Source organism: Serratia sp. CY33802, from assembly GCF_052169095.1.
In the GTDB taxonomy this organism is placed as follows: domain Bacteria; phylum Pseudomonadota; class Gammaproteobacteria; order Enterobacterales; family Enterobacteriaceae; genus Serratia; species Serratia bockelmannii.
Genome location: NZ_JBJNLL010000001.1, coordinates 866886 through 890341 on the forward strand (window position 1 = coordinate 866886; position 23456 = coordinate 890341).

The 23456-nt window shown below is 56.1% G+C and carries 23 protein-coding genes; 9 read left to right on the top strand and 14 right to left on the bottom strand.

Going from position 1 to position 23456, the window contains the following annotated elements; genetic code table 11:
• Positions 1-33 precede the first annotated feature (33 nt).
• Entirely contained in the window at positions 34-753 is a 720-nt protein-coding gene (gene fadR / locus ACJ8HA_RS04110) for a fatty acid metabolism transcriptional regulator FadR (protein ID WP_025303107.1), read from the top strand.
• Between the two features lie 60 nt (positions 754-813).
• Here fadR and ACJ8HA_RS04115 read toward each other — a convergent pair whose 3' ends face one another.
• Positions 814-2349 carry a SpoVR family protein gene (locus tag ACJ8HA_RS04115; RefSeq protein WP_025303106.1) on the bottom strand — a complete coding sequence of 512 codons (1536 nt, stop codon included), beginning with the start codon at positions 2347-2349 and terminating at the stop codon, positions 814-816.
• A 296-nt stretch (positions 2350-2645) separates the two neighbouring features.
• Here ACJ8HA_RS04115 and zinT point away from each other — a divergent pair, with 296 nt between their 5' ends.
• On the top strand, positions 2646-3296 hold the full coding sequence (zinT, locus tag ACJ8HA_RS04120; protein WP_025303105.1) for a metal-binding protein ZinT: 651 nt from the start codon (positions 2646-2648) through the stop codon (positions 3294-3296).
• Positions 3297-3341: 45 nt separating this feature from the next.
• On the opposite strand, the gene ACJ8HA_RS04125 is transcribed toward zinT, so the two are convergent.
• Positions 3342-3659 carry an antibiotic biosynthesis monooxygenase family protein gene (locus ACJ8HA_RS04125; RefSeq protein ID WP_164067298.1) on the bottom strand — a complete coding sequence of 106 codons (318 nt, stop codon included), beginning with the start codon at positions 3657-3659 and terminating at the stop codon, positions 3342-3344.
• Between the two features lie 539 nt (positions 3660-4198).
• Here ACJ8HA_RS04125 and ACJ8HA_RS04130 point away from each other — a divergent pair.
• Positions 4199-5503: a D-amino acid dehydrogenase gene (locus ACJ8HA_RS04130; RefSeq protein ID WP_164067295.1), complete on the top strand. Its 1305-nt coding sequence runs from the start codon at positions 4199-4201 to the stop codon at positions 5501-5503.
• Positions 5504-5579: 76 nt separating this feature from the next.
• Positions 5580-6653: a catabolic alanine racemase DadX gene (gene dadX / locus ACJ8HA_RS04135; RefSeq protein WP_043143003.1), complete on the top strand. Its 1074-nt coding sequence runs from the start codon at positions 5580-5582 to the stop codon at positions 6651-6653.
• Between the two features lie 8 nt (positions 6654-6661).
• Here dadX and ACJ8HA_RS04140 read toward each other — a convergent pair whose 3' ends face one another.
• The 3 genes from ACJ8HA_RS04140 to ACJ8HA_RS04150 form a co-directional block, all read right to left on the bottom strand.
• The gene (locus tag ACJ8HA_RS04140) at positions 6662-7855 is read right to left on the bottom strand and encodes a multidrug effflux MFS transporter (protein ID WP_025303101.1); all 1194 of its coding nucleotides are present in this window, start codon (positions 7853-7855) and stop codon (positions 6662-6664) included.
• An 83-nt stretch (positions 7856-7938) separates the two neighbouring features.
• Positions 7939-8493, bottom strand: coding sequence for a 3'-5' exonuclease (locus ACJ8HA_RS04145; RefSeq protein WP_038629407.1), 555 nt, complete (start codon positions 8491-8493; stop codon positions 7939-7941).
• Positions 8494-8800: 307 nt separating this feature from the next.
• Positions 8801-9283 carry a hypothetical protein gene (locus tag ACJ8HA_RS04150; RefSeq protein WP_049209189.1) on the bottom strand — a complete coding sequence of 161 codons (483 nt, stop codon included), beginning with the start codon at positions 9281-9283 and terminating at the stop codon, positions 8801-8803.
• 225 nt (positions 9284-9508) lie between these two features.
• Here ACJ8HA_RS04150 and ACJ8HA_RS04155 point away from each other — a divergent pair, with 225 nt between their 5' ends.
• A complete protein-coding gene (locus ACJ8HA_RS04155; protein ID WP_043142999.1) occupies positions 9509-9802 on the top strand; it encodes a hypothetical protein in 294 nt (97 codons plus the stop codon).
• A gap of 264 nt (positions 9803-10066) precedes the next feature.
• Here the strand turns inward: ACJ8HA_RS04155 and ACJ8HA_RS04160 are convergent, their stop codons facing one another.
• The gene (locus tag ACJ8HA_RS04160) at positions 10067-10243 is read right to left on the bottom strand and encodes a GhoT/OrtT family toxin (RefSeq protein WP_025303098.1); all 177 of its coding nucleotides are present in this window, start codon (positions 10241-10243) and stop codon (positions 10067-10069) included.
• A gap of 821 nt (positions 10244-11064) precedes the next feature.
• On the opposite strand from ACJ8HA_RS04160, the gene ACJ8HA_RS04165 reads away from it, so the two are divergent.
• On the top strand, positions 11065-11754 hold the full coding sequence (locus ACJ8HA_RS04165; RefSeq protein WP_142590309.1) for an alpha/beta hydrolase: 690 nt from the start codon (positions 11065-11067) through the stop codon (positions 11752-11754).
• 200 nt (positions 11755-11954) lie between these two features.
• On the opposite strand, the gene ACJ8HA_RS04170 is transcribed toward ACJ8HA_RS04165, so the two are convergent.
• From ACJ8HA_RS04170 to yeaG, 3 genes are all read right to left on the bottom strand, one after another.
• The gene (locus ACJ8HA_RS04170; RefSeq protein ID WP_004932237.1) at positions 11955-12185 is read right to left on the bottom strand and encodes a hypothetical protein; all 231 of its coding nucleotides are present in this window, start codon (positions 12183-12185) and stop codon (positions 11955-11957) included.
• A 335-nt stretch (positions 12186-12520) separates the two neighbouring features.
• Entirely contained in the window at positions 12521-13789 is a 1269-nt protein-coding gene (locus tag ACJ8HA_RS04175) for a YeaH/YhbH family protein (protein WP_004932234.1), read from the bottom strand.
• A 132-nt stretch (positions 13790-13921) separates the two neighbouring features.
• The gene (yeaG, locus tag ACJ8HA_RS04180) at positions 13922-15856 is read right to left on the bottom strand and encodes a protein kinase YeaG (protein ID WP_025303096.1); all 1935 of its coding nucleotides are present in this window, start codon (positions 15854-15856) and stop codon (positions 13922-13924) included.
• A 426-nt stretch (positions 15857-16282) separates the two neighbouring features.
• Here yeaG and ACJ8HA_RS04185 point away from each other — a divergent pair, with 426 nt between their 5' ends.
• Positions 16283-17047 (top strand): MipA/OmpV family protein, encoded by a 765-nt coding sequence (locus tag ACJ8HA_RS04185; RefSeq protein WP_025303095.1) that lies wholly within the window; start codon positions 16283-16285, stop codon positions 17045-17047.
• 94 nt (positions 17048-17141) lie between these two features.
• On the opposite strand, the gene ACJ8HA_RS04190 is transcribed toward ACJ8HA_RS04185, so the two are convergent.
• Positions 17142-18017, bottom strand: a complete 876-nt coding sequence (locus tag ACJ8HA_RS04190) for a D-hexose-6-phosphate mutarotase (protein ID WP_025303094.1) — start codon at positions 18015-18017, stop codon at positions 17142-17144.
• An 83-nt stretch (positions 18018-18100) separates the two neighbouring features.
• Positions 18101-19096, bottom strand: coding sequence for a glyceraldehyde-3-phosphate dehydrogenase (gapA, locus tag ACJ8HA_RS04195; RefSeq protein ID WP_004932222.1), 996 nt, complete (start codon positions 19094-19096; stop codon positions 18101-18103).
• Between the two features lie 348 nt (positions 19097-19444).
• Between gapA and msrB the strand changes: the two genes are divergently transcribed.
• Both msrB and ACJ8HA_RS04205 read left to right on the top strand, forming a co-directional pair.
• Positions 19445-19858, top strand: a complete 414-nt coding sequence (msrB, locus tag ACJ8HA_RS04200) for a peptide-methionine (R)-S-oxide reductase MsrB (protein WP_004932219.1) — start codon at positions 19445-19447, stop codon at positions 19856-19858.
• A gap of 63 nt (positions 19859-19921) precedes the next feature.
• Entirely contained in the window at positions 19922-20194 is a 273-nt protein-coding gene (locus ACJ8HA_RS04205; RefSeq protein ID WP_197827602.1) for a YeaC family protein, read from the top strand.
• A gap of 42 nt (positions 20195-20236) precedes the next feature.
• On the opposite strand, the gene ACJ8HA_RS04210 is transcribed toward ACJ8HA_RS04205, so the two are convergent.
• The 3 genes from ACJ8HA_RS04210 to ansA all read right to left on the bottom strand — a co-directional run bounded on the left by ACJ8HA_RS04210 (position 20237) and on the right by ansA (position 23419).
• Positions 20237-21514: a glycoside hydrolase family 18 protein gene (locus ACJ8HA_RS04210; RefSeq protein WP_025303092.1), complete on the bottom strand. Its 1278-nt coding sequence runs from the start codon at positions 21512-21514 to the stop codon at positions 20237-20239.
• Between the two features lie 233 nt (positions 21515-21747).
• Positions 21748-22380, bottom strand: coding sequence for a bifunctional nicotinamidase/pyrazinamidase (gene pncA, locus ACJ8HA_RS04215; RefSeq protein WP_151428598.1), 633 nt, complete (start codon positions 22378-22380; stop codon positions 21748-21750).
• Positions 22381-22402: 22 nt separating this feature from the next.
• On the bottom strand, positions 22403-23419 hold the full coding sequence (gene ansA, locus ACJ8HA_RS04220) for an asparaginase (protein WP_047730911.1): 1017 nt from the start codon (positions 23417-23419) through the stop codon (positions 22403-22405).
• Positions 23420-23456 lie beyond the last annotated feature (37 nt).

Sequence of the window (23456 nt, forward strand, 5' to 3'; positions counted from 1 at the left end):
CTGATTTTATCGTCGCAACGGAACGTCAAACACATGGTCATAAAGGCGCAGAGTCCTGCCGGTTTCGCGGAAGAGTACATTATTGAGAGTATTTGGAATAATCGCTTCCCCCCTGGCTCTATTTTGCCCGCGGAGCGTGAGCTTTCGGAGTTGATTGGCGTCACGCGCACTACGTTACGTGAAGTGTTGCAACGTCTGGCCCGCGATGGTTGGTTGACCATTCAGCATGGCAAACCGACCAAAGTGAACAATTTCTGGGAAACGTCCGGCCTCAATATCCTTGAGACCGTAGCCCGTCTCGATCACAAAAGCGTCCCGCAGCTGATCGATAACCTGCTGTCCGTGCGCACCAATATCGCGTCGATCTTTATTCGCGCCGCGGTGCGCAATCATCCGGAACAGGCCCAGGAAGTGCTGGCGAAAGCCGCCGAGGTAGAAGATCAGGCAGACGCGTTCAATCTGCTCGATTACGAGATCTTCCGTGGTTTGGCGTTCGCTTCTGGCAACCCGATCTACGGCTTGATTTTCAACGGCCTGAAAGGGCTGTACACCCGCGTGGGCCGTTACTACTTCTCCAACCCGGAAGCGCGCAAGCTGGCGCTGACCTTCTACAGCAAGCTGTCCACGCTGTGCCATGAGAAGCTGTACGACCAGGTGATGGACACCGTGCGCAACTACGGTAAAGACAGCGGGGCGATTTGGCAGAGCATGCAGGGCACCATGCCGAGCGATCTGACCGAAGCGCGTCGCTGATTGCATATTAATGAAATTAAGAAAGGGCGCCATTTTGGCGCCCTTTGTCGTTATGGCGGATTACAGCGGCGTTGGTCGCGGCGGGCACCGATCGAGCAGCTCCACGCTGCCGTCTTCGTTTTGCTGTTCTAGGATCACGTCGAAGCCCCACAGGCGGTGCAGGTGCTTCAACACGTCGCGACGGCTTTTATCCAACGGCGCACGCTCCTGTGGGATATAACGCAATGTTAGCGAGCGGTCGCCGCGCAGGTCCACGTTCCAGATCTGAATGTTCGGCTCGTGATTGCTCAGGTTGTATTGTGCAGACAGCTCCTGACGGATCGCCCGGTAGCCGGCCTCGTTGTGGATCGCGGCAATTTCCAGATAGTTGTTGCGATCGTCGTCCAGCACGGTGAACAAGCGGAAGTCGCGCATCACTTTGGGCGACAGGAACTGGCTGATAAAGCTCTCGTCCTTGAAGTCGCGCATGGCGAAGTGCAGTGTCTCCAACCAGTCTTTTCCGGCGATGTCCGGGAACCAGTAGCGGTCTTCCTCGGTCGGTGATTGGCAGATGCGCTTGATGTCCTGGAACATGGCGAAGCCCAGTGCATAAGGGTTGATGCCGTTATAGTACGGGCTGTTGTAAGGCGGCTGATACACCACGTTGGTGTGGCTGTGTAAAAACTCCAGCATAAACCGCTCGGTCACACGGCCCTCGTCGTACAAATGGTTGAGGATGGTGTAGTGCCAGAAGGTGGCCCAGCCCTCGTTCATCACCTGAGTCTGTTTTTGCGGGTAGAAATACTGGCTGACTTTGCGCACGATGCGTAACACCTCACGCTGCCAAGGTTCCAGTAGCGGTGCGTTCTTCTCGATAAAATAGAGGATATTTTCCTGCGGTTCGCTTGGATAGCGACGAGCCTGCTCCGGCGACTCTTCGCGCTCGACGCGTGGCAGGGTCTTCCACAGCGTGTTCACCTGGCTTTGCAGATATTCTTCGCGGCTTTTCTGGCGCGCTTTCTCTTCCACCAAGGAGATTTTCTGCGGGCGTTTGTACCTGTCGACGCCGTAGCTCATCAGTGCGTGGCAGGAGTCCAGCAACCGTTCCACTTCTTCTACGCCGTAGCGTTCTTCGCACTGGCTGATGTAGTGACGGGCGAACAACAGATAATCGACGATGGAACTGGCGTCGGTCCAGCTGCGGAACAGATAGTTATTCTTGAAGAACGAGTTGTGGCCATAGCAGGCGTGTGCCATCACCAGCGCCTGCATGGTGATGGTGTTCTCCTCCATCAGGTAGGCGATGCAGGGATTGGAGTTGATGACGATTTCATACGCCAGCCCTTGCTGGCCCTGTTTGTAGCGCTGTTCGGTTTCGATGAACTTCTTGCCGAAGGACCAATGGGTATAGTTGATCGGCATGCCGACGCTCGAATAGGCGTCCATCATCTGCTCGGAGGTGATCACCTCGATCTGATGGGGGTAGGTGTCGAGCCGGTAATGCTTGGCGACGCGGTCGATCTGCTCCAAATACACCTGCAGCAGTTCGAACGTCCAGTCCGGTCCATCGCTCAGACGTTTATCATCCTTAACCTTTTCATGTGTTGAAGTAGTCATCAGCGCACCCTCATTATTCACGGGTCTTGCTCAAACGGCAGACCCTGTAACAAGCATAGTTCAAGTCATAATTAATCATTGCAAATCAGTGAAATAAAAATGCCGGTACGCAAAGGCGCGAACGGCGCTCAATTCGACGCCCGTCCTGGCAGAAGGCGGCACAGCACCGCGCGTCTTCTCCGAGTATAGCCCTGCGGCAAGGGCGTGCAACACATGCCTGTTGTACGACAGGGATTGAAAATTGTTATGTTATATTGTAACTTTTCATTTTCTCAATAACGGACAAGGAGCGCATTTTGGCGAGGCATTTTGGCAAAGTGGCGGTGGCGCTGGCAGCGCTGTTTATCAGCGGGCAGGCGTTTGCCCACGGGCATCATTCACATGGCAAGCCGCTGACGGAAGTGGAAAAAAAGGCCGAGGCGGGCGTGTTCGACGATAAGGACGTCAAAGATCGCGACCTGGCGGATTGGGAGGGTGTGTGGCAATCCGTGTACCCTTACCTGCTCAATGGGGATCTCGATCCGGTGTTCAAGAAGAAAGCGGCGCAGGATAAGAGCAAGACCTTCGCAGAAGTGAAGGCGTATTACCGTAAAGGGTACGCCACCGATGTGGATACCATCGGTATTGAAAACGGCGTCATGGAGTTTCACCGCGGCGACCAAGCAAGCGCTTGTCAGTATAAGTACGCCGGGCATAAGATCCTGACCTATGTCTCTGGTAAAAAGGGCGTGCGTTATCTGTTCGAATGCCAGGAAGCCGGCAGCCTGGCGCCGAAATTCGTGCAGTTCAGCGATCACATTATCGGCCCGCGCAAATCGGCGCATTTCCATATCTTTATGGGCAACACCTCGCAGGAAGCGTTGCTGAAAGAAATGGATAATTGGCCGACTTACTACCCATTCCAACTGCAGACCAAAGAAGTCGTGGACGAGATGCTGCATCATTGATGCCCCCGCTCCCGCGACCCCAAGCCCGCTTAGGTGGGCTTGTCCTCAGTCAAACGGTCTGATTTGCAGGTAATCGTCCGTCACTTCCATTTCAAACAGCGTTTTATCCGCCAGCAAGGTCGCACGCATTCGTTCCCGGGCTTGCCGGTAGCGTTCATCCAACTGAATATCACCGGCGCTTTCCCATGCGACTCGGCTTGGCCATTGCGCATAGCCGATAAACTGCCCGCTCACATCCTGATGCAGGCGCGAGCCCAGGCTGCCGCGCTGCAGATAGATACCTTGGGTCAATTCAAGCCAGGCCTGGCGAAAGGCGTGTTCGTGCCCGGTTTTGACTGAAAATTGGTAGATGGCGATGAACATAAGGCGTTCTCCACGATAGCGACAGTGTGAACTTTAGGCGTTGCTTCTGGCGTTAACGTTCATATCGTGCTGCAGCGTTCAATGTAAACGGGCGGGCTAAGGGCTCGGGTGTTTTATTCCAGCACTGAAAGCAAGGTTAACGGTAGCTGTAATTTTACGCGATTTTTCTGCTGCGGAGGGAGGGGGCTCTCTTTGTTTGTTGTGTTGGAATTTTTTATTTTATTGGTTTTTTGTTCTGCTTATGTACTGGCTGGTATTTTTATATTCTGTTAAATCAATGTTGCTTATTACGCCTTTTTTGATTGCTATCATTGATAGCATTGCTATCTATTCAGCGGCGGTTTGACGCCATAGGCCCCTCTAAACCGCATCTTATCGCTATTTTCAGGTGGCTATTGCAAATGCATGACCCATCGACGATAAATTAATTGTGAATATTGTCACGTTTGATGACGAAGTTGTTGGACGGATTTTTTCACTGAGTTAATTTCCTGTGAGCAGAAGATTATGCTTTGTGAAGCCTTAGGCTGGAGTCAGCGATGCGAGTGGTAATTTTAGGTAGTGGAGTGGTGGGCGTAGCCAGTGCCTGGTATTTGGCGAAGGCGGGGCATGAGGTGACGGTGATCGATCGTCAGCCAGGCCCCGCACTGGAAACCAGCGCTGCGAACGCTGGGCAGATCTCACCGGGCTATGCCGCACCCTGGGCGGCGCCGGGTGTGCCGCTTAAGGCCATCAAGTGGATGTTCCAGCGCCATGCGCCGCTGGCCATCCGTCTCGATGGCAGCAGCTTCCAGCTGAACTGGATGTGGCAGATGCTGAAAAACTGCAACACCGAACACTACATGACCAACAAAGGCCGCATGGTACGTCTGGCGGAATACAGCCGCGATTGTATCAAGGCGCTGCGTCAGGAAACCGGTATCCAGTACGAAGGTCGCCAGGGCGGCACGCTGCAGCTGTTCCGCACTCAACAACAGTTCGAAAACGCCGCGAAAGACATTGCGGTATTGGAAGATGCCGGCGTGCCTTACCGATTGCTGGAAGCCTGCCAACTCGGTAGCGTCGAGCCGGCGTTGGCGCAGGTGGCGCACAAGCTGACCGGCGGCCTGCAGTTGCCGAACGACGAGACCGGCGATTGCCAGCTGTTTACGCAACAGTTGGCGAAGATGGCAGAGCAGGCGGGCGTAACCTTCCTGTTCAACCGCGGCGTCGATCGTTTGCTGGTTGAAGGCGACAAGATCGCCGGCGTCCAGTGCGGCGAGGAAGTGTTTAAGGCCGACAGCTATGTGGTGGCGTTCGGCTCGTACTCCACGGCGCTGCTGCGCGGCCTGGTGTCCATTCCGGTTTACCCGCTGAAGGGCTATTCGTTGACCATTCCTATCACCGACGAAGCGGCGGCGCCGTTCTCTACGGTATTGGATGAGACGTATAAAATCGCCATCACGCGTTTTGACCAGCGCATTCGCGTCGGCGGCATGGCGGAGATCGTCGGTTTCAATACCCAGCTGGAGCAAAAACGGCGCGAAACGCTGGAGATGGTGGTGCGCGATCTCTACCCGAACGGCGGCAGAGTGGAAGAGGCGACGTTCTGGACCGGCCTGCGGCCGATGACGCCGGACGGCACGCCAATTGTCGGCCGCACTTCGCTGAAGAACCTGTATCTCAATACCGGGCATGGCACGTTGGGCTGGACGATGGCCTGCGGCTCCGGGCAGTTGTTGTCCGATCTGATGTCCGGCATTACGCCGGCGATCCCTTCCGATGACCTGGCGGTGGCGCGTTACAGCGCCGGGTTTCGCCAGCAACACGCGGTTCCGCTGAACGACGTGCATCCCGCACGTTAATCGTCGACGTTGTCATAGACTTTTCCGGCCACGCGCAGGCGCGCGTGGCCGCTGTACGCTGCCCCAAGGAGAACCGATGCCCCGTCCGATAACCGCCACGATGCATCTCGGCGCGATTGAAAATAACCTGCAGGTGGTGCGCCGTTTCGCTCCCGGCGCCAAAGTTTGGGCGGTGGTCAAGGCCAACGCCTATGGCCACGGCATCAAACACGTTTGGCGCAGCATGGCGCAAACCGACGGCTTCGCCATGCTGGATCTGGCCGAAGCGGTGCTGCTGCGCGAGTCGGGTTGGCAAGGGCCGATTCTTCTGCTGGAGGGATTCTTCCAGCCGCAGGATCTGGCGTTGCTCGACCGTTATCGCCTGACGACGGCGGTGCACAGCGACTGGCAGCTGTCAGCGATCGCCGACGCCACGCTAAACGCGCCGCTCAATGTCTATCTGAAAGTGAACAGCGGCATGAATCGGTTGGGGTTCGCACCCGATCGGCTGCATGAGGTGTGGCGCAGGGCGCAGGCGGTTGCCAATATCGGCGAGCTTACGCTGATGAGCCATTTCGCCACCGCCGACGGCCCGGAAGGCGTGGCCCAGCAGATGGCCACTATCGAGGCAGCGGCAGTCGATATACCGTTGCCGCGCTGCCTGGCCAACTCGGCCGCCACGCTGTGGCACCCTTCGACCCACGGCAGTTGGGTCCGCCCTGGGATTGTTCTCTATGGCGCTTCGCCGAGCGGTTGCTGGAATGATGTTGCGGGGACGGGGCTGCAGCCGGCGATGACGCTGAGCAGCGAGATCATCGGCATTCAGCAACTGAAGTCTGGCGATCGCGTGGGGTACGGCGGCCGTTACAGCGCCGCCGGCACGCAGCGTATCGGCGTGGTGGCCTGCGGTTACGCCGACGGCTATCCGCGTCATGCGCCGACCGGTACGCCGGTGTGGGTTGACGGCGTGCTGACGCGCACCCTGGGAACGGTGTCGATGGATATGCTGGCGGTGGATCTGACGCCCTGTCCACAAGTCGAATTGGGCGCCGACGTGGAGCTGTGGGGGAAACGCCTGCCGGTGGACGAGGTGGCCACGGCGGCAGGAACGTTGGGTTATGAGCTGCTGTCGGCGTTAGCGGCGCGGGTGCCGGTCGTCACCGAAGCCTGAGCCGCGGCTCAGGCGACTTTTTTTATCTGCCCTTTAATCTGCTTGCTGAGCCGCCGCGCGTGCAGCGCCAGCAGGCAGCCCGCCAGCATGACCAATGCCAGCGACAACTTCGGCTGCAACGGCAACGCCATCGCCACCAGCCCCAGTGCGGCACCGCCGGCCATCTGTACGAAACCGACCAGCGCGGACGCGACGCCTGCCTCATTGGAGTACGGCTCCAACGCGTAGCTGGTGGCCGGACCCATCACGAACGCCAACCCGGCGCAGGCGCTGGCGACCGGCAGCATATACGCCAGCCAGTGCGCTTGCGCCGCCGCGGGCAGCAGCATGACACCCAGCAGCAACCCCAGACAGCCCAGCCCCATCAAAATGCCGCCGGTCGCCAGGCAAACCGGACGGCCTACCTTGTGGATGATGCGGTTGGCGAAGAAGCTGACCAGCATGATCCAGAAACCGTTGGCGCCGAACACCAGCGAAAATTGCAGCGGGGTCAGGCCGGCGGTGCCCATCAGCACGTTCGGTGCCAGGGAAACGTAGGTCAGCGCCATGCCCATCGCCCCGGAGTTCACTACCGCAAAGGAAAGGAAACGCCGTTCGCTGAGGATGCGCGCATATTGGCGTACCGGCAGCCCCTTGACCGGGACGGTGTCGGCAGGGCGGGTTTCCGGCAGGCGCAGCGCGATGAGCACCAACACCAGCAGCGCATAACCGACCAGGAACCAGAAAGGGGCTCGCCAGCCGAAGGCTTCGGCGAGCAGGCCGCCGAGCAGCGGCGCCAGCGCGGGGATGATGTTCAGCGTGCCATTGAGAAAGCCGAAGGCGCGGGCAGCGTCGTCACCATTCAGGCGGTCGCGCACGCCGCTGAAGGCGACGACGGCGGTGCAGCAAACCGCCACCCCTTGCAGCAGACGCGAAGCGATGAAAAGCGTCGGGCTGGTAGCCAGCGCCGCCATCGCGGCGCCGATCATGTAGAGGATAATGCCGGCCAGCGCCACCGGCTTGCGGCCATAGTTATCCACCAGCGGGCCGGCGATGACCTGGCCGAGGCCGAGCACCAGAATAAACAGTGAAATGGTGGATTGGATCAGCGCTTCGCTGCTGCCCAGGCCGACGGCAATGGCGGGAATGGTCGGCAGGTAAAGATCGATGCCTAATGGGCCGAGCAGCACCAGGCTGAGAAGCATAAACAGAAACTTTTGCATAACAGGAAAGGCACGTCCGAGTGACAAAGAGGGCTAGAGTAGAGACTCCGGCGACAAATGAAAAGGGGCAAAGCGGGTCAGCGCTACGCCCCCTGGCGGTAATAGAGCGCCGAGACGGCATCGGCCACGTAACGGGCCTGGTGGCGAGCATCATCCAACGCACGGTGCGGCATGCCTTCGAACGGGCGTGTCTTTTTGGGGTTAAAGCCGTGAAGTTCTGCCAACGTGATCACCGTGCGCACGTCCTGAGTATCCCAGAATTTCCACGGGCAGGGCATTTCCAGCTGCTGGAAGGCGTGTTCGAGGATCGCACAGTCGAACTCTTTGCCGTTGCCCCAGACTTTCACCGTATCGGTGCTGTTCATATGGATAAAGCGGCTGAGGCTGCTCAACACGCGTTTCAGGCTCTCGGTGCCGCCGAAGGCCTGTTTGCGCGCTTCGTCGGACTGTTTCGCCCACCAGGCAACCGTATCCAGGCTGATGGTGCGGCCCGGTTGCTCTTTCTGGCAACTGACGGCGGCTTCGAATTCGGCGCCCAGTTCCCCGGTTCGGGGATCGAAAAACACCGCCGCAACCACCAGAATGACGGCGCTGGGTTTTGTGTCCAGGGTTTCAATGTCTAACATCAGATGGTGCATCGGCGTTTCCGGTGGTAGGCGTGGTGGCTTAATATTACTACAGAACGTGCGCCGATGCGGGCCGATGCGCACATGAAATCCTTTTAAAGCGCCGCGTTCAGGTTATGATGCTCGGGATACTCTTATCAGGTTGGTCGTTATCGGTGAGAACGCTTATCTTTATTCTGTGCATGGTCGGCTACTTGCTGTTGCTGGGCTACCTTAGCATGTTCGTCACGGACAAGATCTGTGAGAAGGCGGGCAACTTCACTAAAATATGCCGCGTCGTAGACATTTCCGAACCTCATATCCCTAAGTAGCAGTCTGTTTACCCCAGATAGTCGGTGGTAATCAACGGGGTCAGGATGGCCGCCAGCGACATGAGCGCTCCCCATTGCCGCCAGCCCAGCCGCGCCAGCCAGTCATGTCGCTGCGGCGGCGTGGCCAACTGCCCGACGGCCACGCCGCCGGTCAGCAGCAGCGTCAGAATCAGCAGCACCAGGCCGCGGCTCACCAGCGTGAACTCGACATGCAGCACATTGGCGTAATAGAGGCGCATCAGAATAAAATAGCTCAGCAAGATCCAGGCGAAAACGACGTTCTTCCTGAGTACCTGCTGCAGCATCAACGCGATGAACAGGCTGTGAAAAAGCGACAGTAGCGGGGCTTCGATCGGATGCCGAACGCAGACGTTGTAGACCGCCATGTAAATGTTGAAAACCAGCAGGATATAGATCACGTAAATATACCAGCCGTAGATGACTTTGAGCTTTTTCGGGTTCGGCGGCAGGGAGAGTGCGTCCGGTTTCATTAATGCCTCCTGATGATGCCATGCAAACGCTGCGGTTGAAGACGACGCGGCGACATCGTAATTTTAAATCCACTGGGTATATATCACCCGTGCGCTAAATGACAATTAAACGCATGAACGGCTTTATTTCCGCGTTGACCTGGAACTCTTTGGCGCTTGCGGGGTCGATTAGCGTGCGAATGTCTGGCGGTTTTCCCACCACAATGGAAGACGTAATACATTGATATGAGAGATTATAAAAACACTTCTGGCACAAAAATCCTGCTGCTGTTCAGCCTGACATTTTACACACTGTTGCCACCGTTGTTGACGACGGCCGTGTTCAACCGTTTCAATCTTAATCCGTTCGCGATCGTCAAATTTTTTCACTTTAACCCGTTTTTGGCCGATCGGGGCATACCCAGCTATCAGACTTTCTTCTATTTGCTGATGCTATGGTTGGGGTTCAATGTTTTGCTCTGGCTGCTGGTGTGGGGGGGAGGGCGACTGTATCAGCGCTGGCGAGCGCCGCGCGGCTGATAGTTTTCCAAAGGGAAAAAGTTGCGTGGGGAAATGACTTTACATTCAATAATGAGACGTATTATCATTTGTTCGCCGGTGAGGGGAAAAGGGTTGTCTCCTTCTGTGCCCCCCGATCCGGCACGACATTGCTCACATTGCTTCCAGTTTTCATGCCAGCCTTGCGCTGGCGTTTTTTTATCCCTCGCCCAAAACCACGACGTCGGTGGTCAGCCTCATTTCATTAACACGATTGCTTAAAAGCCACCGCACGGCATGGGGGCATTAGAACAGCGAAAACAGCAACACGACCGGCAGGCTCAACGGCCAGGTTAACCCGATGGTCACTGCGCTGATACAGCGAATTTTGACGGTGTCCCGGCTAACCAGGTAGGTGAAAACCATAGAAACTAAAAGACCAATAAAATAACAGTATTGCGTTGCAACCCACAGCGGCGACATGAAACCCGATCCCAATTGTATTTTTACGCGCGAATTCTAGGAGCTTGGCGGGGGATAATCAATGACCAAAGGCCGTTTATTCAAACCTTTATTCATAAGGACGCATAATTCATTTCTATAAAGAACGTGGGGTTATTAACGGCTTTACGTTTATTACCAAAAGAAATCAACAGCATAGTTACCGGTAACATTCTGCGTCAGGCAAGCCATTGTTTTGGAGGAACTCCGCTGAGCAGTAAAAGGGCCGGTGAGGGGGGGAAACGCGATGAGGCTATAATTCATAAAAATTAATGATGTATTTGCGGCAAAAAGGCTGAGGTGAAGTGCCGTTGTCCGTTCGCGAGCCCTTTAAGCGTCGGTTTTAGCGCATCGTAACGATGCGCCGCTGACGAGTTGGGAAGAGGGATTGTTGTCGTTGTAGGTTTAATGAATGTTAAGACCGTAGACGAACAGCCACGAAAACAGCAGCGCCAGCAGGCATGCCATAAAAACGATGGAGATCATTTCCTTCACAACTTCATTCCTTTTCCCGTGAGTCAAATTTACTTCTCTTTGTTTTTGCGCGAAATTTTAGATCGTCATGGGTAAAAATCCTAGTTTTAATCCCGTTTTTTTCTCTGGCATTGCGGCGTAAGCCGCGTCGATAGGCCGTGGCGACGCCGGAAAAGCAGGGGGCGTTAACTCGTCGTAGCTATTGCTGAACGCTGTGGGGCTGACTATATAAAATAGGGACTGTGTGACGTCGAAGGCAGCCAGGCGTGTCTCTTAAGGGGGGCCGTTCATCTGTCTACGGCGCTTTCCTATGAGATGAGGAGTCGGCAATGAGCACAAAACCCACTATCGTGCTGGTACATGGATTCTGGGGCGGCGCCGCGCACTGGAGTAAGGTTATCATCGAGTTGTCACGCAGGGGCTATTCGGCGATTCATGCGGTAGAAATGCCGTTGACCTCGTTGGCTGAGGATGCGGAACGTACGCGTAAGATGGTCGCGCAGCAAGCGGGACCGGTAGTGTTGGTAGGGCACTCTTACGGTGGTGCCGTGATCACGGAAATGGGCAACCAGCCTAACGTGGTTGGCCTGGTCTACATCGCCGCGTTTGCGCCGGATGCCGGTGAAAGTGCCGGCGGTATTACGCAAGCGCATCCTCCTGCGGCAGTCGAGAATTTGACCCCGGACAGCGACGGTTATCTGTGGATCAAAACCGACAAGTTTCACGAAAGCTTTTGCCAGGATCTGACCGCCGACGAGGCGCTGGTGATGGCGGTGGCGCAGAAGGCTCCGCTGGCTGATACCTTTGGTAACACCCTCGGTGAACCTGCCTGGAAACATAAACCGTCATGGTATCAACTCTCCAGCGACGATCGCATGATAGCCCCGGAGAATCAGCGACGTATGGCGCAGCGGCTGCAGCCTAAGAAAGTGATGGTACTCAATGCCAGCCACGCCTCGCTGGTCTCTCACGCCGAGGAGGTGGCGAATTTGATTGACGAAGCGGCCGGTTCGCAATAAAGCAAGAGCCGAAAGGTTCTTCGGAATAAAAGGTGACAGACTATTCCTCCGCTGCCTATTACGCCGGGCTAAAGAGCCGGCGTAATAGGGGCCCATTAAGGATAAACGCTGATATCGCTATCGATATTAATGATTAACAGCATCATCAGCACGACGGCGGTGGCAATAATGGCGTAGATGTCTGCCTTACGCATATCGCCTTAACGCCCGTTAACCCCGATCATTTCTATTGCCGCACGATGCAGCCTCTGAAAATAATCATCGGGCTGTTTTTCTATCTCCTGGATAAGGCTGGCGAGCAGGTTCTGTTTGGTTATCGGCTTGTTGGCGGTCAGCACCAGAAGCACGTTTTTGCCGAGCAGGCAGCATATTTGCTTATGGTATTCATCAACGTCGTGTTTGTTGAGGCCATAGAGGGTGTAGTCGATCATGATGTTTAACCTGCTGACAGGTAAATGCCCGCCGCAGCGGGCTGAGAAGCCATAGAAAAATAAAATGAGGAAAATTTCGCTTAGGAAAGGTCCCAAGCGATGGGATAACGATAACTGAATGGGAATATTCCTATCAAGCCGTGTGGACGTGGAAGTGAATGTTTAGGAATAACCTCAGAAGAACAAATAATAGAGAGGGCCGTTCTGGGGAACGCGACTTATTATTGACATTGTTATTGTGTAAAAAACAAACACGGATGATGTAAATATAATGCGGAAAAGAAACAGCCGGAAAACGGCGTTTTCCGGCTGTGGTGACATTCACGCGATGTTATTCACACGGTCTGCTTGCGAAACAGTTCGCGGAATACCGGATAGATATCGTCCGGTTCGCGGATATGCTGCATGGCGAAGTTGTCGAACTTCGCCTGCAGATCCTCATATTCACGCCACAGCGTTTGGTGAGCGCGGCGAGTGATCTCTATGTAGCTATAATAACGCACCATCGGCAGGATCTTCTTCGCCAACAGTTCATGGCACAGCGGTGAATCGTCGGCCCAGTTGTCGCCGTCCGAGGCTTGCGCGGCGTAGATATTCCATTGCGCCGGGTCATAACGTTCTTCGACGACGTCGTTCATCAACTTCAGCGCACTGGAGACGATGGTGCCGCCGGTTTCCTGTGAATAGAAGAACTCCTGTTCATCCACCTCTTTTGCCTGGGTGTGATGGCGAATATAGACCACCTCAACGTTTTTGTAGGTTCGGCTCAGGAACAGATAAAGCAGAATGTAAAAACGCTTGGCCATGTCTTTGGTCGCCTGATCCATCGAACCGGACACGTCCATCAGGCAGAACATCACCGCCTGGCTCGAGGGCTCCGGCCGGCGCTCATAGTTTTTGTAGCGCAGGTCGAAGGTATCGATAAACGGCACGCTTTCGATTTTCTTGCGCAGTTCGGCAATTTCTTTGCGCAGCCGCTCCTCTTCCAGCAATTGCACGGGTTCGGTGTTTTCCAACTGGGTCAGCGCGTCTTCCAACTCGTGCAACGCGCGTCTTTTACCGGCGGTCATGGCGGTACGCCGCGCCAGCGAGTTCTGCAGCGAACGCACGACGCTGATGTTGGCCGGCACGCCGTTGGCGGTATAGCCGGCGCGATGGGTTTTGAACTCGGTCAATTGCTTGTACTGATTCTTCTTCAAGTTGGGCAGGGCGAGATCCTCGAACAAAAGATCGAGATACTCATCTTTGGATATCTGGAAGACGAATTCATCCTGGCCCTCACCGTCCTGACTGGCGTTCCCTTGGCCGCCGCCACCGCCTGCGCCGCCCTGAGGCCGCTCAACGCGATCGTTCTGCACGAAGTGGTCATTGCCCGGGTGAACGCGATGGCGAGTGCCGCCGCGCCCCTGATGAAACATCGGTTCGTTGATATCGTCAGTGGGGATGGAGACCGACTCCCCGCTGTCTACGTCGGTGACCGAACGCTTGTTGATGGCTTCGGCAATCGACTGTTTGATTTGCGACTTGTAACGGCGCAAGAAGCGCTGGCGGTTCACCATGCTCTTGTTTTTGCCGTTCAGCCGTCGGTCAATGAAATAGGCCATACTTCCCCCAAACGACGTTGCCAACTCTTCATGTCCCGGTCGCGGCAGCGCAATGTGCCAGCCCCTCCGTGGGCTGCGCTGCAACGTCCATGACTGTGGACATGGCCCTGATAATGCCGCTTACCTGAGGCGTTATGAGGATTTTCTGACCCGCAGATACCATTCACACAGCAGGCGCACCTGCTTGCGGGTATAGCCTTTCTCCATCATGCGGTCGACGAAGTCGTCGTGTTTTTTCTGCTCGTCCGTCGACGTTTTGGCGTTGAACGAAATCACCGGCAACAGCTCTTCGGTATTGGAGAACATTTTTTTCTCGATCACGGTGCGCAGCTTCTCGTAGCTGGTCCAGTTCGGATTGCGGCCGTTGTTGTTGGCACGAGCGCGCAGCACGAAGTTCACGATTTCGTTACGGAAATCTTTCGGGTTGCTGATACCGGCCGGTTTTTCAATTTTTTCCAGTTCGGCGTTCAAAGACTCACGATCGAACAGCTGGCCGGTATCGGGATCGCGATACTCCTGATCCTGGATCCAGAAGTCCGCGTAGGTCACATAACGGTCAAAAATGTTCTGTCCGTATTCCGAGTAGGATTCCAGATAGGCGGTCTGGATCTCTTTGCCGATAAACTCGGCGTATTTCGGGATCAGATAGCCTTTCAGGTGTTCCAGGTATTTCTCGGCCAAATCCTGCGGGAACTGTTCGCGTTCGATCTGCTGCTCCAGCACATAGAACAGGTGTACCGGGTTGGCCGCCACCTCGGCGTGATCGAAGTTGAATACCCGCGAGAGGATTTTAAAGGCGAAACGGGTGGAGAGGCCGTTCATGCCTTCGTCAACCCCAGCGTAGTCGCGGTACTCCTGATAGGACTTGGCTTTCGGATCGGTATCCTTGAGACTTTCGCCGTCATACACGCGCATTTTCGAGTAAATGCTCGAGTTTTCCGGCTCTTTCAACCGCGACAGCACGCTGAACCGCGCCAATGTTTCGAGGGTGCCCGGTGCGCAGGGCGCGTGGGTCAGCTCACTGTGATCCAGCAGCTTGTCGTAAATTTTGATCTCTTCAGACACGCGCAGGCAGTAAGGTACTTTGACGATGTACACGCGGTCGAGGAACGCTTCGTTGTTCTTGTTGTTGCGGAAGGTCACCCACTCGGATTCGTTGGAGTGCGCCAGAATAATGCCGCTGAACGGCAGGGCGGAGATGCCTTCAGTGCCGTTGTAGTTGCCTTCCTGGGTCGCGGTCAGCAGCGGATGCAGCACCTTGATCGGCGCTTTGAACATCTCAACGAACTCCATAATCCCCTGGTTGGCGCGGCACAGGGCGCCGGAGTAACCGTAGGCGTCCGGATCGTTCTGCGCGTGGTTCTCCAGTTTACGGATATCCACTTTACCGACCAGCGCCGAGATGTCCTGGTTGTTTTCATCGCCCGGTTCGGTTTTGGCGATGGCGATCTGTTCCAGAATGGAAGGGCGCACCTTCACGACTTTAAATTTGGTGATGTCGCCGCCGAACTCATGCAGGCGTTTCGCCGCCCACGGCGACATGATGGTGCCGAGATAGCGACTCGGGATGTTGAACTCTTTCTCCAGGATCGAGGCATCTTCCTGCGGGTTGAACAGGCACAGCGGATGATCGTTGACCGGGCTGCGCTCGCCGTTGGCGCTGAGGGTGTAGATGGGCACGCGCTGCATCAACGCCTTAAGACGTTCCGCCAGCGAGGACTTACCGCCGCCCACCGGGCCCAGCAGGTAAAGGATCTGTTTCTTCTCTTCCAGGCCCTGCGCGGCGTGTTTCAGGTAAGAGACGATCTGTTCGATGGCCTCTTCCATGCCGTAGAATTCTTCGAAGGCCGGATAGCGTGCGATCACGCGGTTGGAGAACAGGCGCGACAGGCGTGATTCTAGCGCAGTGTCGACCATCACAGGTTCACCGATAGCCATCAGCAGACGTTCGGCCGCATTGGCATAGGCACTGCGATCTTGCCGGCAAATGGTAAGAAATTCCTGCAGTGTGAACTCTTCGTCCTTGGCAGCTTCGTAGCGCTGGCGATAGTGGTCAAATATGTTCATGATGCCCGTCCTTTCGTTATTAGCACAGGTTAAAGAGAGCGTGTGATAGTGTTCTGGCCCCCGGAAGATGAGAATACGCCTGAGTACAGCAACCCGTATGCCAACTTGGTGCGCTTATTATCGCGAGTTGCGCTGTATGCCACTGGGCCCAGGATAAATTCGCCTTCTGATTTAAGCTTAGTTTGCTTGCCGGAAAATTTCCTGCCGCAGAAAAAGCTTTTTTTAAGTCATATCAATGACTCAGTTATTACCGTGTTAGCCAAATGCCTTGTCTGGCGCGGCCTGCGGGATAAAACGTCATCGTTCCGCCATGATTAATTCATAATTCCGCTATAAGTTATTCGATCTTGGTCGTTTTCTATTGTAAAGATTAGGCGCGCAACTAAATTTTCACATAAACTATTGCGGCTATTAACCCTGTAATTTATGGAAAAAGAACCAGTGAAGATTTCAAAACTCAAAACGCTAGCAATTATCGCTTCCGCAATGGTTTGTGCGCAAAGTGCTCAGGCGGGGACCTGGTCACTTGGCGCTGCCGCGCTGGTTAGCCCGGACGCGTATCGCGGTTATCAGGACCGCGTTTATCCGGTGCCCGTCATCGACTATGAAGGTGATGACTTCTACTTCCGTACTCTGACCGCCGGTTACTACCTGTGGAAAGATCAAGAAAACCAGCTGAGCATCATGGGTTACTACACGCCATGGGGCTACCGTCCGGGCGACAGCGACGACGATCGCATGAAGCGCCTCGACAAGCGTCGCGGCACGCTGATGGCCGGCCTGGCCTATTCGCACAACGCGGAGTGGGGCACTATCCGTACTACTTTCACCGGCGACACGCTGAACAACAGCAACGGGCTGGTGGGCGATGTGGCTTACCTGTACAAGTTTGATCTGGACGCATTGACGCTGGTCCCGGGCGTGGGCGTAATGTGGAACAGCAAGAACCAGAACAAATATTACTACGGCGTCAGCGCCAATGAATCCCGCCGCAGCGGCCTGGATAGCTACACCCCAGGCGATAGCTGGGCACCGTATCTCGAGCTGAGCGCCAATTACCAGATCAACAAGAGCTGGAACGCTTTCTTCGTCGGCCGCTATGTGAAGCTGTCGGATGAAGTAAAAGACAGTCCGATGGTGGATAAATCCTACACCGGTTTGTTGATGACGGGTGTGAGCTACACCTTCTAATCACGCATTGCACGATTATCGTGCATGGCGTGCATTAAAAAGGGGCGCAAGCGCCCCTTTTGCACATCTGCAGTGCGCTGCCGCGCACGATCCCTCAGGCTTTTTTACGGCTGCGGAAGGTGACTCCCAAACGGGCGGGTTGCTCGCCGGCGGCGATCAGCGGTTTGCTGACGCGCCCGGTCTCGATACAAACCATGGTCTTGTAACCGTCGTTCGGCATATCCCCCATGCTGCAGGAGAGTTCTGCGCCGGGGTTCCAGGCGATGACGTCGCTCATATGATGGTGGTGAACCTCGATGGTGCGTGCGAGCGCCGGATCGCGGATCTGGCTGAAGGCCTCCGGGCGAGTATAGACACGGTCGGTTTGGCCGACGAAGGTCACTTCACCTGCCTGACGTGCCTCTGCACCGCCCGCCACCTTGTCGATATAAGGCTCGCCCAGACCCGCCACGCTGACCCGTTCGATGTCGCCGACCTGGAAGTAGCTATGTAGCGCCGCCGTGGCCTGATAATCGCCGTGCGATTCCAGTTCGATCTCGCACTCTGCACCCAGTTTGAAGCGGGCAATCAGCGTGAAGGCGTGCGGCCACAGTTTTCGGGTCTGCTCATTGTCTTTCAGCGTGAAGGTCAGAATGACGCCGTTGTCATCTTCATCGTGCGCCGTCAGGCTCCAGGGCTGGTTACGGGCAAAGCCGTGGGAGGGTTGCGCCACTGGACCGAACCACGGCCAGCAGATCGGTACCCCACCGCGGATGGCCTTGCCTTTGGCAAACGGGGTATTGTTGCTGAGCCAAATTACCGGCTGCTCACCGCTGGGCTGCCAGGCCAGCAAATGGGCGCCCTGCAGCGCGACGGCCGCGCGCACTTTCGGGTGCGAGACCACCACCACGCCCAGCTCATCGAGCTGACGTTGGCTGATGTAAGGTGAAATCTGTTCGGAAACGGGCAGGGTGAAAATTTTCTCGTTCATTTCATGACCTATTGTTTGCCGGAGAGACAAATAAAAAAGGGCGACAAAAATGTCGCCCTCATTATCAGCTTAACATCATGCCATTACTTGGAGATGTGAGCGATCAGATCCAAAACCTTGTTGGAATAACCGGTTTCGTTGTCGTACCAGGAAACCAGCTTCACGAAGTTGTCGTTCAGTGCGATACCGGCTTTGGCATCGAACACGGAAGTCAGCACTTCGCCGTTGAAATCGGTGGAAACCACGTCGTCTTCAACGTAGCCCAGAACGCCTTTCATAGAACCTTCAGCGGCGTCTTTGATGGCTTTCTTGATTTCTTCGTAGGTAGCCGCTTTTTCCAGACGTACGGTCAGGTCAACAACGGATACGTTAGGCGTCGGTACGCGGAACGCCATACCGGTCAGTTTGCCTTTCAGCTCTGGCAGAACCACGCCAACCGCTTTCGCTGCGCCGGTAGAAGAAGGGATGATGTTCTGGGATGCGCCGCGGCCGCCGCGCCAGTCTTTGTGGGACGGGCCATCAACGGTTTTCTGAGTAGCGGTGGTCGCGTGAACGGTGGTCATCAGACCTTCAACGATACCGAAGTTGTCGTTGATGACTTTAGCCAGTGGCGCCAGGCAGTTGGTGGTGCAAGAGGCGTTGGACACGATGTCCTGGCCGGCATATTTGTCAAAGTTAGCGCCGCGCACGAACATTGGGGTCGCATCTTTGGATGGGCCAGTCAGAACCACTTTTTTAGCGCCGGCGGTGATGTGTTTACGCGCGGTTTCGTCGGTCAGGAAGATACCGGTCGCTTCAGCAACCACGTCAACGCCTACTTCGTTCCACTTCAGGTTAGCCGGGTCTTTCTCTGCGGTAACACGGATGGTTTTGCCGTTAACAACCAGGTGGCCGTCTTTAACTTCTACCGTACCGTTGAAACGGCCGTGAGTAGAGTCATACTTCAGCATGTAAGCCATGTACTCTGCGTCCAACAGGTCGTTGATTGCAACGATCTCGATGTCAGAACGCTCTTGAGCAGCACGGAAAACAATGCGACCGATACGGCCAAAACCGTTGATACCTACTTTGATAGTCATATATTCCACCAGCTATTTGTTAGTGAATAAAAGGTTGGTTGTAAAATTACAAAAACCTTACCCAGCGTCAAGCGGAATCGTGTCAATTCTTGCGGCAAGTCAAACCAGAAGGGTGGTTTTGCACGCTTATTGCACAGTCCATTTGCGCTTGGCCTCATCCGTTATATGGGGACAAGCCGCCAAGTATAAAGTCAGCATACGCAAGATGTGTGATCGCTATCACATATCATCGTGACGTAGCCTTTATGGGCTACAGTTTAGGCCAAAAACCCCTGCAGCGGTGTTAATTTTTTGTTATTATTAATCATTGTTTTCGTTGACATTATCCACATTCAGAGATAAGCACAAATGGCTAAAGAGACAACCCCCGGTCATCCGGTCACGGAACTGAATGAAATCCAACGTTATGTGACGCAACAGCGTGGTACCGAAGCGCCGTTCAGCGGCAAATTGCTGCACAACAAGCGCGAGGGCGTGTACCATTGCCTGTGCTGCAACCAGCCGCTGTTCTATTCCGAAACCAAATACGATTCCGGCTGCGGTTGGCCGAGTTTTTATGAACCGGTTTCCGCCGATGCAATCCGCTATCTTGATGATAATTCGCATAATATGCATCGTGTTGAAATCCGCTGCGGCCACTGCGACGCGCACCTGGGGCACGTTTTCCCCGATGGCCCGCAGCCGACAGGCGACCGCTACTGCGTCAACTCCGCTTCGCTGAGTTTCACCGATGGCGAAAATGGCGACCAAACGGCCGGTTAAGTGGTAATTTAACTAACAAAATCGATTCAGCTAATTATTCATCCGTAAGCGAGAAGGGCTCTGATGGACGTGAAAGATCTGATTGCGGCGATGACGCCCGAGATATACCAGCGCCTGGTACTGGCGGTTGAGCTGGGTAAATGGCCGGACGGCGTGGCGCTGACGCCGGAACAGAAAGAAAATAGCCTGCAGGCGGTGATGCTGTGGCAGTCGTTGCACAACGTCGATCCGCAGCACATGAGCATCGGTACCGACGGGCAGATTGTGATGAAGAGCAAGCAAGAGCTGAAACAGCAGTTCGTTGCCGAGCCGCTGGCCAAACTCAAACCGCAGTAACGCGACCCTAAAGCGGGGCGATGTCGCCATCGCCCCGTCGACTCACCGTTTTTCGCCCTTAATCCCCAACGATTCCGCCAGCTGCTGTGCCAGCCGGTTGTTGTCGTCCGCGCCGTATTCCCAGAACATCGCACCGCCTAATCCCTGGCTTTTGATGTATTCGGCCTTGATGGCCACCGAACGCGGGTTCTCGTAGGAGATGGCAAACAGCGGCTTGCCTTCGGCGGATTGCAGCGTCAAGTATGGCACTTTGGCGTCGTCATCCCAGTGTTCGCGAAAACGATGCTGCGGATCGTTGAGCAATTTGCTGACGATATCGTGGTATTTAAAGTAAGTGTCTTTGCTGAGATCCAGCCCCAGCGCGTTGAACAGGGCGGTTTCGCGCGCGCTGAAGTCAGGCTGCGTCACCGGATGCTTGGCGGCGTCCGGTTTGTCCCAGTCGATGCCCGCCTCGGTCGCCCGTTTCGGCACCCGGCCGTAGAAACCGATGCCCAGGTTCATCTGTGCCGGTTTCAGTCCGGCAGCCAGATAATGCTTTACCACGAAATCGGCGCTGTAGCGGTCGGCGGCCGCCACGGTTGGCCAACGCGTTGAATCGTACAGGTTGGCATTGAAGTACTGTGTGCCGTAAGCCATGTCGTAAGTCATCAGATTGATGTAGTCGAGGTAAGGGGCAATGCTTTTCACATCGACCCATTCCTGTGGGCTTTTGACGTTGGCCCCGACGGCGATGGTTAACAGCTTGCCTTGCCCCAGCGCTTGGTGAAGCTCTTTCAGCAGCAGGGTGAAGTTATCGCGATCCGCCGGTTGGCTTTCCACCAGCCCCCAGGCGCCGTTCACCGGGTATTCCCAGTCCAGATCGATCCCATCCAGCCGGTACTGTGCGATCACCTGCAGCGCGGAGCGAATGAATATCGCCCGGTTTTCCGCGGTAGCGGCGGCGGCGGAGAAACCGCGTGCGCCCCAGCCACCGACCGACAGCAGCACTTTCAGCTCGGGGTTCTGTTTGCGCAGCACCGGCAGCCGTTGCAGATCGGCCGTGACTTTCGGCGACAGGTAGATCTGGTGGCGGCGAGCGGGGTCTTTCAGCGCCGCATTGGTTTCGTCTTTCTCGCCGTTGTAGATCAGGCCGAACGAATAGTTGAGGTGGGTGATTTGCGTGACGTCCAGCTTATCGATATCGCCACCGGGGCCGGCGGTGACGTCGCCGCCGCCGTTGAAGTAGCCGACGGAGAGATAGGCCGCCTGGGCCGTGCTTGCGCCAGCCATAGCCAATTGCACCGCCGCCAGCAAAGGCAGCAGTTTTCGGGTTATTTTCATGTCAGTCTCCTTGTGGTCGGCAAGGCCGACCGTACCGCCAGGGGCGGGCACAATAAAGCCGGGCTCAGTGGGCCCCGGATGCGTATAACCGATTGACGCCAAAAGCGTCGCAGTCATAACAGCAAAAGCGCCTGCCGGTCACAAGCCGTTGGGGAAGAAGAAAGGCGGTATTGTGAGCAGCGTCGATAATTTCGCCGCCGCGCAGAGAGGGCGCCGGTGGCGCCCGAGCGGATTTAGTTGGCGAGAAACTGTGACAGGGTAACTAGCTGCGCGCCGGCGCGCGCCATGTCCTGCAGCGCTCGCTCACTGTCGTCCGGCTGCAGATTCACGCCGCGGCAGCCGTCGACGATCACTTGCGTCGGATAGCCGGCAGCCAGCGCATCCAGCACGCTGAACTTCACGCAGTAGTCGGTCGCCAGGCCCATGACAGCCAACCGCCGGACGCCCTGCGATTGCAGCCAGCCGTGGAGTTCGGTTTGCGCACGGTGGCCGTTATCGAAGAACGCGCTGTAGCTGTCGATGTTCGTATCTTGCCCTTTGCGAAAGACGGCATTGATGTGTTGCCGCTGTAACTGGGGATGAAAATCGGCGCCGTGGCTCCCTTGCACGCAGTGCACCGGCCACCATACCTGCGGCAGGCCTTCCAGCTCACCGAGGGTGCCGACCTGCGCATCGGAGTTCACCGCAAAGCTGCGGTGATTGGCGGGGTGCCAGTCCTGGCTGGCCACCACCGGCTCGCCCCGCACCAGGCAGGCGGCGATCGCCTGATTGGCGACCGGGATGACGGCGTCGCCCGCCGTGACCGCCAGCGCGCCGCCGGGGCAGAAGTCGTTTTGCAGATCGATCAACAACAGGGCCGTTTTCATCGCCGCTCCAGAGTTCAGTCGATTAACCGTTGATGCTCAGCTCGCCGCGCAGATCTTGCTGCATCAGGGCGCGGATTTGTTCCGGCGTCAGCGGCTGGCTCAACAGATAGTGCAGCTTGGTCAGGGCGGCTTCCACCGTCATGTCGAAACCGCTGATAACCCCGGCGTGCGCCAGCGCGTTGCCGGTGGCGTAGCCTTCCATATTGACGCGCCCGGAGATGCACTGCGTCAGGTTGACCACCACGATGCCGCGTTCGGAGGCCGCACGCAACTCGTCGATCAGCTCGGCCTTCTGCGGCGCGTTGCCGACGCCGTAGGAACGCAGGATCAGCGCCTTGACCGGCTGCAGCAGGAAGTTACGCACCACCGCGCCGGAAATGCCCGGATAGATAGTGACCACGCCGATCGGCTGCGGCGTGATGTCGTGCACCCGCAGAGCGCCGTTGCAAGCCGGGCTGTCGATGCCGTGCTGGCGACGAATGTGGATACCGGCTTCCAGCAGCGGCGGCAGGTTGGGTGAAGCGAAAGCGTCGAAGCCGTCGGCGTGCGCTTTGGTGGTGCGGTTGCCGCGGAACAGCTTGTTGTTGAAGAACAGGCTGACTTCGTTCACCGGATGGTTGGCTGCCAGGTACAATGCATTCAGCAGATTGGTTTGGCCATCGGAGCGCAGCTCCGCCAGCGGAATCTGCGAGCCGGTGACGATCACCGGCTTAGCCAGGTTCTCCAGCATGAAGGAAAGCGCCGAGGCGGTGAACGCCATGGTGTCGGTGCCGTGCAGGATCACGAAGCCGTCGTAGCGATCGTAGTTCTGCTTGATGTCGTCGGCGATGTGCTGCCAGTCTTCCGGCGTCATGTCCGAAGAGTCAATCAATGGCGCGTATTCATGAATGGTGAAATCCGGCATTTCCGGCCGATGGAATTCCGGCATCAGCGCCAGTTGGCGCTGCAGGTGGCCGGAAACCGGGATATAGCCGTGATCGGAGCGCTGCATGCCGATGGTGCCGCCGGTGTAGGCGACGTAAATGGATTTCTTTTGCATGGTCATGATTTTAACAAAGATAAGATGGGCTGAATTA

Excerpts from the sequence above, each read along its gene's own strand:
- ACJ8HA_RS04155 (WP_043142999.1), top strand. The coding sequence starts at position 9,509 with ATGAGAGATTATAAAAACACTTCTGGCACAAAAATCCTGCTGCTGTTC.
- gapA (WP_004932222.1), bottom strand. The coding sequence starts at position 19,096 with ATGACTATCAAAGTAGGTATCAACGGTTTTGGCCGTATCGGTCGCATT.
- ACJ8HA_RS04145 (WP_038629407.1), bottom strand. The coding sequence starts at position 8,493 with ATGCACCATCTGATGTTAGACATTGAAACCCTGGACACAAAACCCAGC.
- ACJ8HA_RS04160 (WP_025303098.1), bottom strand. The coding sequence starts at position 10,243 with ATGTCGCCGCTGTGGGTTGCAACGCAATACTGTTATTTTATTGGTCTT.
- ACJ8HA_RS04165 (WP_142590309.1), top strand. The coding sequence starts at position 11,065 with ATGAGCACAAAACCCACTATCGTGCTGGTACATGGATTCTGGGGCGGC.
- ACJ8HA_RS04150 (WP_049209189.1), bottom strand. The coding sequence starts at position 9,283 with ATGAAACCGGACGCACTCTCCCTGCCGCCGAACCCGAAAAAGCTCAAA.
- ACJ8HA_RS04190 (WP_025303094.1), bottom strand. The coding sequence starts at position 18,017 with ATGAACGAGAAAATTTTCACCCTGCCCGTTTCCGAACAGATTTCACCT.
- pncA (WP_151428598.1), bottom strand. The coding sequence starts at position 22,380 with ATGAAAACGGCCCTGTTGTTGATCGATCTGCAAAACGACTTCTGCCCC.
- ACJ8HA_RS04125 (WP_164067298.1), bottom strand. The coding sequence starts at position 3,659 with ATGTTCATCGCCATCTACCAATTTTCAGTCAAAACCGGGCACGAACAC.
- ACJ8HA_RS04140 (WP_025303101.1), bottom strand. The coding sequence starts at position 7,855 with ATGCAAAAGTTTCTGTTTATGCTTCTCAGCCTGGTGCTGCTCGGCCCA.
- ansA (WP_047730911.1), bottom strand. The coding sequence starts at position 23,419 with ATGCAAAAGAAATCCATTTACGTCGCCTACACCGGCGGCACCATCGGC.
- ACJ8HA_RS04175 (WP_004932234.1), bottom strand. The coding sequence starts at position 13,789 with ATGGCCTATTTCATTGACCGACGGCTGAACGGCAAAAACAAGAGCATG.
- ACJ8HA_RS04170 (WP_004932237.1), bottom strand. The coding sequence starts at position 12,185 with ATGATCGACTACACCCTCTATGGCCTCAACAAACACGACGTTGATGAA.
- msrB (WP_004932219.1), top strand. The coding sequence starts at position 19,445 with ATGGCTAAAGAGACAACCCCCGGTCATCCGGTCACGGAACTGAATGAA.
- dadX (WP_043143003.1), top strand. The coding sequence starts at position 5,580 with ATGCCCCGTCCGATAACCGCCACGATGCATCTCGGCGCGATTGAAAAT.
- ACJ8HA_RS04205 (WP_197827602.1), top strand. The coding sequence starts at position 19,922 with ATGGACGTGAAAGATCTGATTGCGGCGATGACGCCCGAGATATACCAG.
- fadR (WP_025303107.1), top strand. The coding sequence starts at position 34 with ATGGTCATAAAGGCGCAGAGTCCTGCCGGTTTCGCGGAAGAGTACATT.
- ACJ8HA_RS04115 (WP_025303106.1), bottom strand. The coding sequence starts at position 2,349 with ATGACTACTTCAACACATGAAAAGGTTAAGGATGATAAACGTCTGAGC.
- yeaG (WP_025303096.1), bottom strand. The coding sequence starts at position 15,856 with ATGAACATATTTGACCACTATCGCCAGCGCTACGAAGCTGCCAAGGAC.
- ACJ8HA_RS04185 (WP_025303095.1), top strand. The coding sequence starts at position 16,283 with ATGGAAAAAGAACCAGTGAAGATTTCAAAACTCAAAACGCTAGCAATT.
- ACJ8HA_RS04130 (WP_164067295.1), top strand. The coding sequence starts at position 4,199 with ATGCGAGTGGTAATTTTAGGTAGTGGAGTGGTGGGCGTAGCCAGTGCC.
- ACJ8HA_RS04210 (WP_025303092.1), bottom strand. The coding sequence starts at position 21,514 with ATGAAAATAACCCGAAAACTGCTGCCTTTGCTGGCGGCGGTGCAATTG.